Genomic DNA, 13,383 nt, shown 5'->3' with positions numbered 1-13,383 from the left:
ATGATGAACACGAAAATATATAAAATGCCTTTTGCCGCTGTATACCCTATGCTTGTGCAGAAGGCCGAGAAAAAGGGCCGTACAAAGGCCGAAGTGGATGAGATTATTTACTGGCTCACCGGGTATGATGAAAAAGGGTTGAAAAGCCAGCTTGACAATAAAATTGATATTGAAACCTTTTACTCACAGGCTCCGCAGATCAATCCCAATGCTTCAAAAATAACAGGTGTCATTTGTGGTTACCGGGTCGAGGAAATCGAAGATAGGCTCATGCAGAAAATCCGGTACCTGGATAAACTGGTAGATGAACTGGCAAAGGGAAAGGCGATGGATAAGATTTTAAGGAAGTAATTTAAGACGGACACCAACCTGTCAGCGTCCGGAGGACCTGACAGCGTTGTTTCCTGGCATAATCACGACTAACTCAGTTTTCAATTGTAATAAAAACGAATTGACCTTTTTATTCGTATATGCATTCAAAACCCATTACTATGACTGACAATAAATATGGAAAGCTTATCAATCGTGTTAAAGCAATTCTGGTTGATACCCTTGTAATTATTGGTCTTGCACTCGCTGTTTCCGGCATTCTTAACCTGTTTGAAAATGTAAGTAACCCGGTACGGGCCTTGTGCTTTACCTTGATTGTTCTTTATGATCCTATTCTTACTACATTAAACGGAGCAACTGTTGGGCACATGTTAATCGGTTTAAAGGTAAGAAAAGAATCCGATGAAAATCAGAAGATCAGCTTTCCGTTTGCATTGATCCGCTTTGTGCTTAAAGCCTTCCTTGGATTTATTTCGCTAATGACAATCTCGGAAAAGAACAAGGGAAAAGCAATTCATGATTCAGCTGCAGGTTCGATTGTATTACAGAGTTAAGGGTTTTCTTCATGACCAATAAAGCCAGGTTATTAACAGGAAGTATACTGCTGATGGCCATTGGATTGTTTTGCTTTAATTATTACGGAGCGAGGGCAATTATACAGGTCAGAGGGGATTTTGTTGATTTTTTGAGACCTGTGAATGCTGGCCTTATTCCTGATACAGCTGACTTTCCTCTGAATTATCAGGATATTTCGTGTAAAACAAATGACGGCTTAACATTGAAAGGTTATATAGTCCGCACAGATTCAATAAACCAGAAGGGTACCGTATTTTTGGTTCATGGTATACGTGCATATAAAGAACATTTTCTTCCGGTAGCCAGGATGCTTTCCGATAGCGGATACAATGCCGTGTTGATCGACTTAAGAGCTCACGGAAAAAGCGAAGGTAAATACTGTACATTCGGTTATCTTGAAAAACAGGATCTCACCATTTTAATCGATACAATCCTGAATGAGAAAAACCTGAGTTCAGATATAGGAATCTGGGGGCAATCCCTTGGTGGCGCTGTGGCCTTGCAAACCCTGGCCATTGATGACAGATTGAAATTCGGTATCATTGAAAGCTCATTCTCTGATTTCAGAATTACGGTACATGATTATTTTAAGCATTTTGCCGGTTTTGATATTCCGTTTCTGACCGATTACCTGGTTCATCGGGCTGAAAAAATAGGCAGTTCAGCAGACCAGGTAGTTCCGGAACAAAGTGCCGTGAATATACATCAGCCTGTTCTGATTGTTCACGGGAATATGGATGACAGGATCAATATAACCTACGGGAAGCGGAATTATACTAATCTTTCCGGGCCAAAGGAATTCATTGAATTGCCCGCCACTCACCTGGATGTATGGCAGGTTGGGGGAGAGGATTATTTTAAGAGGGTATTTGGGTTTTTGGAAACGATTCAATAATTGAAATTTAAATCTTACGCCCTTTCAGGGCTGAATGGTGAATCCGCCATAAACACAGGGTTTGCACCCTGTGCTGGTATCTTACACCCTTTCAGGGTGATTCGCCATTCGTAAAATGTTTGCACCCCTGTGCTGGTATCTTTCACCCTTTCAGGGTGATTCGGAATCCGGACAATGAAATTCGTTGGTCAAACAGGCAATACATCCCGGGATGTCCATGATTTGTCATGCGTCATTACGAAAAGCCCTGAAAGGGCTGAATAACCCAGCACAGGGTGCAACCCTGTGTTAAATGTTTGTGTTAAGAATTCAGCCCTGTAAGGGCGTAAGATTATGGTGCCCTGATATTTTTATAACCTGAAATAATAAAAACAACGCTGCCAGCTCCTCCGGACGCTGACAGCGTTGTTTTTCCCCTAATAGCCTAATAGCCTAATAGCCTAATAGCCTACTAAATCGGCAACCAATATGATAATTTAATCAGGAATACGTTATTGGCTTTTTTCTGGAATAAATCACGGATATCATTTCCGTAATTGAAATTACCATCCGATGCTGAATCTGTGCGGCCCTGCGACCAGACAAGAAACAATGTTGAACCGGGCAGGTACTCCCACCTGACAACCAGGTTTGATCTGTATTGTCTGAAATTAAAATCAGGATTGCTGATGGTATAATCTATGGTTCCATCCTTGTTTTCATCCACACTGTATTGACCGCTGTTTCCGTTGGTTCCCGGTGCATAGGTGATTTCATCCGTAAATACATGATACCGGTCATTGAACTGATCGGCAACCGGATTGGTTATCCTGCTGAAATGGCTGTATTTTCCGGCTGATACAAAAGGCTGTCCGTAATACTCAACCGAAAGTTGAGGATTTATTGTATAGTTAAGCCTGATGGTGACAGTCATTGTTTTCTGTTCAATTTGTGCAAAAAGATACCTGTTTTCATCCAGGATACTTGATGTTTGTACATATTGCAGTTGTGAATTTATTGCCAGGTATTCCGGTTCAATAGTAAGAGAAAGAGAATTAAGGGGCTGTGCTATTAATCCCCCATAGAAATCATGTGCCCTGAAGCTTTCCAGGTCGCCATATCCCCTGTAATGACCGGCATATAGCGATATCTTTTTCGACTGATCCGTAAAGCAGTTCAGATTTCCTTCAACACTTCCGGGCATATGCATTGCAGGACCTCCTCTTAACAGGTCATTTGATACATTCTTGGTTTCGCGGGTAATGTTGAAATTCATGTTCCAGTGGTTCTTATACTGCCAGTGCCAGTTTGTGTTAAACAGGGTCGTGGTGTGTTTTCCCGAAAAGTCCCAGAACATCCAGTAATTAGTGTTCAGGTAAAAATTATTGAAAATAAGGAAGGGATCCCGCTTGTTTAATGATAACCATGAACCATGATGAAACAGGTCACTGTACCTCATGTAGCCGATATCGTTGAATTCAAGTCCCGGCGATCTGACTGTGAAACTGGTTTCAAACTGCACTACTTTCTTGCTCTGACGCCCGAACTTTACCGTGCTGCCCATACCCGAAAGGGAAGTCAGGCTTGTGTCAACCGATTTATAATCAGCGTCAGGTCTTTGGAAATAATGTGCCGAGGACTGTTGTGTAGCCGTTATGGCCTCCGGTTTTCCTCTTACATTGCTGAATTCTACGTTTCCGGCAAGGTACCATGTGCGTTCTTTCCATGTGGTCTTGAAATCAACGCCGCCGGTATATGCCGCGGAGTGAAGATAATCAAACGCATGGCTCCTGGTGTCACGGTTCACGGCCGTTACAATGCCGCCCAGGGTGGTTTCTCCTTTATTAAAATCCTGCTGTACTCTGGCCACAAAATAGTTTGTCAGTGGTTCCACAATTTCTTTGCTCCGGATTCCTTTTTGGTCTATTTCAGCCTTCTCGTTTGTTGTGACACTTTCAAGAAGTCCCACTGATAATCCGTTCCTGGTTTTTCCCGACAGTTTTAGTGCTGTAAGTATTTTTGTTGATTCAGGCATTTTAACATGCACTGTGTCATTTGATTCAGGGGTAAGATGTGGGTAGCGCCCGATCCGCCGTGAATAGAATAAATTATCAGAATTAAAATTATTGATTACAATGGTGTTGGAAGGTTGAAACTGGTAAATGTTTTTTCCTTCCACAAATAAAGGCCTGTGCTCTGAGAAATACGTTTCAAAAGCAGTGAGGTTAACCTCTGATGGATCCGCTTCAACCTGCCCGAAATCGGGATTGACTGAAAAGTCAAGCGTGAAATCATTGGTTACCGCAATTTTGCCATCCAGGCCGGCCGATATTGAATTCGATCTCCCGTTTTTCAGGAAAGGATCATTTTCAACTTTTTCAAATCGTTCGGTTTTAGCCAATGCATAGGGCATCAGTTCAATTTGCCTGACCGGCTTTATATTATTGATTCCGTGCAATTCACCAAACAAGTGAACCACGCCCGGAGATCCTTTTGGAATAAACTGCCAGGCAGATTCTTCCTGGTTCCTGAATAAATAGCGTTTTATCTGGATTCCCCATATGTGTTCATCCTTCTTTCCAAATCTCAACTGACTGAATGGAATACGCATTTCAGCGCTCCATCCGGAGTTATCAATTGTTGTGGCCAGGTACCACACCGGGTTCCAGCTGTCGTCAAAATTATTTCCGTCCTGTGAAATCAGTGCATCTCCCTTTGTTCCGGATGCCATTGCAGTGAATGAAAACGCGGTTTGCTGATCATAATAACTATCGATCTGGATGGTTACCATATCGCCGTCCTCCGTGTCGCGCCTGGATAACCTGCGACTTATTTTGGATGCGGTGCTGTCATGGGCTCTTATGAAAACGTATAAATTGTTGTTGTCGTAAAGGATTTTAAAGGAAGTCTGTTGTGAGGGTGCTACATTTTCCTTTGGAATACGCTGAATGAAGCTGTTGCCCCATTCTACGCCATTCCAGCTATCCTCATTCATCATACCATCAATAACAGGAGGAGTGTCTGTAAATGACGTTTCATACATTCTTTTTTCACCGCTTTGAGATTGGCCTGCAAGTTGCGGCACTGCAAGAGTAAATGCAGAAATGATTACCGGAATTATTAAGTTTGTTTTCATAGTCAGGTTTATCATGAATTAAAACTGTGTTGCCACTAAAAGGAGTACCCTCCAACATTACAATGGTTACAAACAAATTTTAATTTTGAATATAAAGACTATGTTTTACCGGGAATGCTGCATGAAAATTTGTTAAAAATTCAATTACGCCTGTTCATTGAATTGCTGATTATTTCAATCAATACTTCTTTATTAACATCCTCAAGTTTTTGTACATAGATGCATCCCTTGCCTGCCTTGAATTTTCCAAGCCTCGTCAGCAAGACTTCCTTATTTTCGAAATCGCCCACATAAAACGTAATTGCATTTGATCTGCCGGCTAGTCCCGCCAAAGGAGCGTCACCTGAATGCCCGCTTTCATACTGGTAGTGGTACGAACCAAATCCTACAATGCTTTTCCCCCACATTTTTGGCTGTATACCGGTCTTTTGTGTTATTAAATCAATGATTACAGCACAGTCCATACGTTTTTTTTCATCCGGTATGGTTTTCAGATAGTCTAATACACTCGTCTGGTTTTCAATTGTTTTGTTGGTAGCCATTGTTTTTTACCGGTATAACAGATCATAAGAAGAAGTGTTCCTGATGTATCGGGATTTTTTTCAGACGCGATTTATCGCGTCTCAGGGAATCTGTAATAAATGCATAAAGACGCGATGAATCGCGTCTCTACATGGGGGTATTGAACACCCTCGAAGGGTGGGGGTACCCTCGGAGGGTGTCTTTATTGTTTCCGGCAAAAGATGTCCCCGCTGATGGTTTCAAGTTTTACGGGGTAGCCGCCGCCGTTTAGGGACTGGTTGACCGATTGTGGAATCTGGTTGTCGTTTCCGCTGAATTTCAAATCGAGGTTTGAATACAGAGTGCCTGAGATGGTGCTCATCTTAAGGTCAGCTTTTCTGCCATTGGCAACTGCCCAGTCTATGAACCCGCTTATCGTTTTTGCCTTTATTTCGGTTGTGCTGCCAGTAATCATAATGTTGCCATTTATGGTTTCAACCGAAAAAGGTGCATTCTGAGGGATGAAAACTTTCCAGGTAATCATGGATTCATCACAGCAATTGTTATGCTTTTTAAAATACTCTTCCCTGATCTTAGCTGTAATAACAACCTGGTCGCCCTGTGTGTCAAACGATGTTATGTAGGCTTCGTTATCTTTATTGTCATTCAGATTAACAAGAGCTTTTATTCCTACTTCCTGCCTGTTCCATGTGCTGATCACGATTGAATCGGCAATCTGGATGTCCATTTTTACGCTTTTTTTGCCCTGGAAACCTAATGTTTTCTCAATATTCGTCTGCGCCGTTACGGGAAATACAATTACCCATAAGGCTAATAAAATCCGTGCTTTCATAATTATGCTCCTTTTCTCAGGTAAATATTTCCGCTAACAGAAACGATACTGAATTTCACACCTCCGCCATTCAGCTTGTATTCAAGGTTATTTCCGCCCACCTGCTTTACATCTTTGTCTGTATTGCTGAAATCAAAATCCGAATACATGCTTCCTGTAACAGAGTTCATTTCAATATCAGCTGCAAATTTCGAAGGCATTGTGATATCAATCTCACCGCTCACCGAGTTTATGGCAAAAGGCTTCTGTGAATTAATGGTGCCGAATGTGATGTCGATATCGCCACTTATCGTGGACAGAACCAGCGGTCCTGAAACCTGATCCAGTTTTATTGAATGACATATCTGGATTTCAATTTCATTTTTCATTTTGCTAACGACAACATCATTGCTGTTCTGACACTCGCTTGTAATTTTCAATGCCATATTTTCAGGAACTTTCAAAGTGAAATCTTTCTGATTGGTAAATGGCAACAGGCATTTTATGCTGATTTTGTTCCCATCCTTATCCAGTTTCAAGCCTAGTCCTGTGTTATCCACCCCGCCTGAATAAACAGGCTTCAGACCTTTGGCTCTTTCTGGCGTTTCAGTTCTGTCGGCCGGGCCTATCACTATCTCGTTTCCTGAATAGCCTTCAATGGTGAGCTGTCCGCTGAACCCGTCGAGAACAAGGGATGCATCGGTACTGTTTGAAGCCGGAATCTTATAGTCCTGTGAATATAACGGACTGTAAAGGACAATAATAATGGTACTTAATAATATAGTGGTTTTCATAATGTTGAATTTTAAAAATTTAGAATTTGACCTGCCCGACCCGGAATCCGGCTGATCTTTTGTTATTGAATTCAATAATGTATTTTAAAGCAGCACGTTGATACTCTTTTGTGCCACAGCTTTTACTTCCTTCAGCGTTTTTTCATCCGAAACAATCCTCTGCATGGAGGGTACAGCTTTTGGTTCCTTCATATCCACCAGGATGTTCATGAGTACTACCTGAATAATCGGTTCGGTTTGCTTACCCAGTGACTCGACCAGGGTATCCCTCACCGCCTGCACGGATGCAAACTTTGCAAGAGAATAAGCGGCAGCCATGCGTACGTTTATGTTTTTATCCTGGTTCAGTGTTTTTGTAAGAGCATTCAGCACCTGGGGATCGGGCCCACTGAGTCCATCGGTGTAGCTTACTGCCTGTATACGCTGACTGGCTGATTCATCTTTAAGCATATTCAGCATAACAAGCTTCTTCATATCATTCATTTCAGAACGTAGCTGGGCTATCTCTGTAGTACGGCCTTTACCATGGTTCATGAAAAGAGCAGAAGTGAACGAGCCTGCCAGGAAAAGTGCAATGGCAGCGGCTATTCTCAAAAATAGCCGGATATTCAGGTGCCTGACTTGAGGTGCCTTTTCTATTTCAGCATGCAGCATGTGATAGAAATTGATCTTCAGCGTTTCAGCGGGAAGTTCCATTTTTTCTGTATCCATTTTCTCCAGGACTTCCTTTAGGTCTTTCAGCTCATCCGAACATCTTTCGCAGTTCGCAATGTGTTTGTCTACATCAGCCCTCTGTGATTGATCCAGCTGGTTATCCAGGTAGTCGATCAACAGGTTTTCTATTTCTTCACATTTCATATATGAGGGTTTAGCTTATTTTAAAATATATATTCCTCAGTTGTTTAATGGCCCTGTGAACCTGGACTTTAATGGCCGGAACCGACAGGTTGCTGATTTCAGAAATCTCGCTGTACTTCAGACCCTGGTACCGGCTGAGCACAAGGAGCTCTTTCTGATCGGGGGCCAGTCGTGACATTGCTTTATCCAGATTGGCGAAATCATCTTCGTTGAAATCATTTTCAACATCGGAAACATTGTGATCAACCTGCTCAACCTGCAAATACCGGTCATTTTGTTTCTTCTGCTTTTTGCAGTAATCGGCATGAATGTTCCGCGCCAGCTGAAATATCCACGATTTGAATGTATGCTGGTCCTTAAAAGTATGCCTGTATTTAATGATCCTGTAAAACAACGTTTGTGTCAGGTCTTCACTGGCCGTTCTGTCAAGCGTAAGTTTCAGCATGAAATTGTACATGCGCACATGATACCTTTCAAAGAGCTCCGAAAGTTCAGCCAGATGGCCTTCCTTCACGTGATTCATTATTATTTCATCCGAAACTTCCTTCACCGGTTTAAACTTCTTTTATTATGATTACCACCTAAAGGTAGGAAGGTTACAAAAAAAAAGCTGCCTTTCCGGGCAGCTTTTCTGACTAAAAGTAAACCACTAAAGAACAACCTTTTGCGTTAGTGTTTTTCCTCCTGATTTTATTTTAACAACATAAACCCCATGATTCAGGGTCTCTGTGTTGAATTGAAGTCTTGAACTATTTGGTTTTGAGTTGATCACTACCCGGCCAGTAAGGTCAAATACATTGGCCGATTCAATTGTTGTACCGGCATCTACATTGAGCATACCCGGGGTAACATATACATTGATGTCATCTGCTTTAATATTGCTGGTTTTCACCGGTGTTGAGGCAACCACACTTACATTGTCATAATACAGGTAAGTATACGATTCACCATAACCAAAATCCCTTGAATTGTAAATGTCAATTTCGAAAACAAGATTTTCGCCTGCTTTCTCATTGTCTGCTTCAATTGTAAAAATACTGTCAAGGGTTTCATAGGTAAACCAGAGGGAATCATCGCAGTTAAATACGAATGTAAGGGTATCCATACTCACTCTTGATGCAGTATCTGTACCGGCAAAAGAGCTGAATATCACGTAAAGATCCGTATTGTAATCGTTTGACCACCATGAATACATGCAGGTTGCATCAAAACTGAAAGTGTAATCGGTTTTAACGGATGGAACAGTTCCGATAACCTGGTAAATGCTCTTAGCTCCGTCCCAGTGCCAGCAAACAGGTTCGTTTTCATTCTGATCATCGAATGTTCTTCCGCTGTTTTCATCGGTAATATCATCCGATCTCCAGTAGGGTATTGAATCAATCAGTTCATATTTCCGGGAATCGTCAGGCAGACTGAAATCCCCATTGTGGATCAATTCCTGGCTGAATGCCCATGAGCCTGTAAACAAGGCACAAACAATAAAAAGTAGAGTTTTCTTCATAGTGATAATAATTAGGTTAAAAATCAAAAAGCTTTATTTGAATTGTAATTTGAATTTTCAAGGAAAAGTAAATCCCGGACCTTTATTTCATTCCCGTTTATCGTAACAGCCTTATCTTCAATGAAACTGACCAGTATTTTCCAGCCGGGGTCTCTGCTGTCAAACCAGGCTTTGGAAGAGAACAGGTTTTGCATCTCTCGAAAACCTTCGGTATCGGCTGACAGATTCCCTGTAAACAGGTTGTTTTCGGCTATACTGTTAGTCGATTTTGTGGGTTTCCATGCAATTAGGATTTCTTCAGACAGTATATAATTGTTTCGGAACGATGTATTATCTGCGTAACCCCGCCAATCAGTAAAGTGAACCAGTGTGCGGTCAATGGAAGAATTTTTCTTTTTCGGCAGGATAAAAAGGTTCTTTTCAATAAGGGTATTTTTCACAGGCCCTGTTATATTTATCACCGGAGAAAAGTAAGGCTGGCCATGGGCATCCACTCTTTTTTCACGAATTCCGTCATTGATACTTATGTTATAGCGGATAATGGTGCCTGTATTGCCAGTACACCAGTCAGGCGGCCATCCCCCGGGGTTGCAGATAAGCAAAAAACCTCCCTGGTTATTATAACTGAGGTTGTACTGAAAAATGCTGCCTTTGCAGTCGTAATCCGAATCGAACCCATACCCGTCCACACTGCCGCTCATATCACTTACAGTGTTGAACTGGATAAGGGCACTGTCGCAAGCCCATGGCCAAATACCATCAGCGATGGCATCGTGAGGCATAATATCCGGGCAGTCTTTCATTACATTGTATTCTATAAGCGGTTTCAGGCAACCGACAGGAACAATCCCGTAACCCGGGACCCCTTCCAGCACATTGTTCCTGATAACCACGTTAAGACTGGGATACCATTTGCTCCTGATCCAGTTTCCCCACATCAGTATTCCATCGCGGGAGCAATTCTTTACCAGGCAATTTTGTACAAGCAGTCCGTCATACCTTGAAAGGAAAGGTTCTTCCACATTATCCCGGTAATTCCTGATCATTATTCCAGATCCGCCTCCCGTACTGTCGGTAGCCACGCTGCCAGTGACATCATGTACATATAGGTTATCGAGGGTAACGTTATGTGCTGTACCGAACTCTTTTAATTCAACCAGGATGCCCGTTAATCCTGTCACCTTGGTGTCTCCTTTGTTCGAAATGTCAAGATCCCTGATGTATATATGTTCTGAATTAAAAATATGTACGGCTTGCGGTGAATGACCTCTTGTTTTGATTCTCGGCATTTCCTTGCCGCCGTATTTACCTATAACTATGGGTTGTCTTTGATTTCCTGAACAATGTACATAGACCGGCTCGTTAAATTCAGCACCCGATTTGAGCAAAACGCTGTCACCGGGATTCAGTTTCAGATCCGCTAATTTAGCCACCGATCTGAAAGGCAAGTCAGGTGAGGTACCCGGGTTAAGGGTGTCATTTCCTGTTTCCGGGTTAAAGTAATAATTTGTTGTCCGGGGTCTGTTGCAAGCCATAATTAAAGGGATAAGCAACGCAGTTCCTATGATGTAAAGACAGATCTTCATTTCACCCTGATTTCTATTACTTTTTCAGGCAAACCCTTCGATGAGGCTTTTACTTTAATGATTCCGGGGTCAAAGCCGGCTTTAACGATTACCTGGCACCTGCCCCTCCAGGTCATTCGCTGGGGCAGCTGAAAGCTTTCAGTGCTCATGGGGTTTGCATTGGCCACTGCGAGCAAAGTGCCCGAACCGGAAACATCAAAATGGATTAACCGGTCAGAACCCGGATTTATTCTGCCTTCTTCATCCTGCAGCTCAATATCGATAAATGCCAGGTCCTGGGAATTAGCTAATATCTGTGAACGGTCAGCCCTCATTTCAATGGATTGAACAGGATACGCTGTTTCCAGAATAGCTTCAGAATCTTTTTTACCATCAGTATATCCAATGGCTGAAAGTATTCCTTTTGAATAGGGTACCTGCCATATAAGTCGGTTTTTGTCCGCCGCAGTTTTTTGTTTTCTTCCCAGTGATTTTCCGTTGAGGAAGAGTTCCGCTTCCGTCGCGGAGGTATATACGGATACATTAAGCGCTTTCCCTTCATAACCTTCGAAATTCCAGTGTTGGACCACATCTGGCCAATCCCACACACTCCAGTCAGCTTTATTTGGGTTCACCGGAAAGGAGGTTTCAGGAGGTTCTACAAACAGGGCTGTTACAGGATGTGAATCCCACAAGGTTTGACGATAATATGATTGCGGCCTTCTATGTCCGGTAATATCAATGTCGCCACACCATGCCAGGTTCCATGGATAGAAGTTTTGTTCCTGGGGATAGCCTCTCCAGCCTATTGAAGCTTCACCAATATAGTCAAAAGCAGTCCATACAAAATCACCAATCACCCAGGGATGGTCCTCTACCTGTTTCCAGTAGTCATATGCCTGCCATGCAAACGATTCGGAACCATACATGATCCTGTCGGGAACCCTTTCATGGTCAGCTTCATACAGGAAGGGTGCATAATTGTATCCGCCTATATCGAGGTATGAGAAAAACGTGTCCTTGGCTACACTTATATTGTTAACAGCAGAAGTGACAGGCCGGGTATAATCAAGCGTTTTAACCAGTCCGGCAAGTTTCATACAAGTTTCTGCAATCTCAGGCGTCTCAGATTTTTTTATTTCGTTTCCGATGCTCCACATAATTACAGAGGGGTGATTCCTATCACGGCGAACCATGTATTCAATGTCCTTCTTCCATAACGAATCGAATTTCGCCGAATAATCACCTTCAAAATGCCCGTATTTCCATACATCAAATGATTCATCGATAGCCAGCATGCCCAGTCGGTCGCATGCATCCAGGATTGCCGGAGAAGGAGGGTTGTGCGCAAACCGAATGCAGTTAAAACCAGCCGATTTCAGCAACTCTATCTTCCTTTCTTCAGCACGGTCATATGCGCATGCTCCCAACGCACCATTATCATGGTGTATGCAACCGCCTTTCAGCTTCACCGGCTTACCGTTTAAAAGCAACCCGTCTTTCGCGTTGTATTCTATTTTTCGTATTCCGAAATCCTGTGCGTATTCGTCGTGATTTTTCCCTTCTGATACTTTTACAACCAGTTTGTATAGTGTTGGGGAATCTACGCTCCACAAAGCAGGATTTTTTATAATAAAGTCATGTGTTATTTCGATATTCCGGTTGGCTTCGATTTCAGCAGAAACTGTTGCCAATGCTATTTTATGATTGTTTTTACTCAACAGTACAAGCTGAATCCGGGCTTTACCTTTAACTGTATTGTCATTAGCAAGATTTCCCTTGATTCTTACCAGCGCCTGCTTTTCTGACACAAGCGGAGTGATAACCTGGATGTCGCCCCGACTGAAACTTATTCTACCGGACCTGGTAAGCCACACATGCCTGTATATGCCTGATCCGGAGTACCAGCGGCATTTCACCGAATTGTTTTCCACCTTTACAGCCACCACATTATCTTCGCCAAACCTGGCATAAGGGGTGATATCAACGGGAAAGCCTGAATAACCATAAAAATTACCACCGGCATGATGACCATTTATCCATATGTCAGAGTTCATATAAACCCCGTCAAATAAGAGCCGGATTGTTTTGTCCTTATCGGCATTTTCAAGCCTGAAATGCTTCCTGTACCAGCCTGTTCCTCCCCTGGTGAACCCGCTGGCCACACCGTTTTCAACGGTTGAATCAAACGGGCTTTCTGTCCCAGGGATATTTTCAATACTCCAGTCATGCGGCAAATTCACGCTCCGCCATTCTTCGACACCGGTTTCGTTCCGTTCAGCTCCAGGGATGTCACCGCGATGGAATTTCCAGCCCGAATCAAATAGTTCACCCGGGTTAGTATCAACTGAATAGTTGGAACTGCAGGCAGTCAGAAAAATAAAACAAGCAGGTAAAAGAGAGAGTAATTTCATGA

General features: G+C 42.7%; 12 protein-coding genes. 3 read left to right on the top strand and 9 right to left on the bottom strand.

What is annotated here, in order from left to right; genetic code table 11:
- From VK179_00885 to VK179_00875, 3 genes are all read left to right on the top strand, one after another.
- The gene (locus tag VK179_00885) at positions 1-351 is read left to right on the top strand and encodes a DUF2200 domain-containing protein (GenBank protein ID HLO57273.1); all 351 of its coding nucleotides are present in this window, start codon (positions 1-3) and stop codon (positions 349-351) included.
- A 140-nt stretch (positions 352-491) separates the two neighbouring features.
- Positions 492-884 carry an RDD family protein gene (locus tag VK179_00880; protein ID HLO57272.1) on the top strand — a complete coding sequence of 131 codons (393 nt, stop codon included), beginning with the start codon at positions 492-494 and terminating at the stop codon, positions 882-884.
- An 11-nt stretch (positions 885-895) separates the two neighbouring features.
- Complete coding sequence (locus VK179_00875; GenBank protein ID HLO57271.1) at positions 896-1,801, top strand: alpha/beta fold hydrolase; 906 nt, start codon at positions 896-898, stop codon at positions 1,799-1,801.
- A 451-nt stretch (positions 1,802-2,252) separates the two neighbouring features.
- Here the strand turns inward: VK179_00875 and VK179_00870 are convergent, their stop codons facing one another.
- The 9 genes from VK179_00870 to VK179_00830 form a co-directional block, all read right to left on the bottom strand.
- Positions 2,253-4,916, bottom strand: a complete 2,664-nt coding sequence (locus VK179_00870; GenBank protein HLO57270.1) for a DUF5916 domain-containing protein — start codon at positions 4,914-4,916, stop codon at positions 2,253-2,255.
- Between the two features lie 140 nt (positions 4,917-5,056).
- The gene (locus VK179_00865) at positions 5,057-5,458 is read right to left on the bottom strand and encodes a DUF1801 domain-containing protein (GenBank protein HLO57269.1); all 402 of its coding nucleotides are present in this window, start codon (positions 5,456-5,458) and stop codon (positions 5,057-5,059) included.
- Between the two features lie 182 nt (positions 5,459-5,640).
- On the bottom strand, positions 5,641-6,270 hold the full coding sequence (locus VK179_00860; GenBank protein ID HLO57268.1) for a hypothetical protein: 630 nt from the start codon (positions 6,268-6,270) through the stop codon (positions 5,641-5,643).
- A gap of 2 nt (positions 6,271-6,272) precedes the next feature.
- Positions 6,273-7,043, bottom strand: a complete 771-nt coding sequence (locus VK179_00855) for a DUF4097 family beta strand repeat-containing protein (GenBank protein HLO57267.1) — start codon at positions 7,041-7,043, stop codon at positions 6,273-6,275.
- 84 nt (positions 7,044-7,127) lie between these two features.
- Positions 7,128-7,901, bottom strand: coding sequence for a zf-HC2 domain-containing protein (locus VK179_00850; protein ID HLO57266.1), 774 nt, complete (start codon positions 7,899-7,901; stop codon positions 7,128-7,130).
- A gap of 10 nt (positions 7,902-7,911) precedes the next feature.
- The gene (locus VK179_00845; protein HLO57265.1) at positions 7,912-8,424 is read right to left on the bottom strand and encodes a sigma-70 family RNA polymerase sigma factor; all 513 of its coding nucleotides are present in this window, start codon (positions 8,422-8,424) and stop codon (positions 7,912-7,914) included.
- Between the two features lie 126 nt (positions 8,425-8,550).
- Positions 8,551-9,402, bottom strand: a complete 852-nt coding sequence (locus VK179_00840) for a T9SS type A sorting domain-containing protein (GenBank protein HLO57264.1) — start codon at positions 9,400-9,402, stop codon at positions 8,551-8,553.
- Positions 9,403-9,425: 23 nt separating this feature from the next.
- Positions 9,426-10,988 carry a right-handed parallel beta-helix repeat-containing protein gene (locus VK179_00835; GenBank protein ID HLO57263.1) on the bottom strand — a complete coding sequence of 521 codons (1,563 nt, stop codon included), beginning with the start codon at positions 10,986-10,988 and terminating at the stop codon, positions 9,426-9,428.
- Positions 10,985-13,381: a glycoside hydrolase family 2 TIM barrel-domain containing protein gene (locus VK179_00830; GenBank protein ID HLO57262.1), complete on the bottom strand. Its 2,397-nt coding sequence runs from the start codon at positions 13,379-13,381 to the stop codon at positions 10,985-10,987. The genes VK179_00835 and VK179_00830 overlap by 4 nt, the downstream gene beginning before the upstream one ends.
- Positions 13,382-13,383: the final 2 nt, after the last annotated feature.

Source organism: Bacteroidales bacterium (genome assembly GCA_035299085.1).
Classification (GTDB): domain Bacteria; phylum Bacteroidota; class Bacteroidia; order Bacteroidales; family UBA10428; genus UBA5072.
This window is presented reverse-complemented; position numbering and strand designations above follow the sequence as displayed.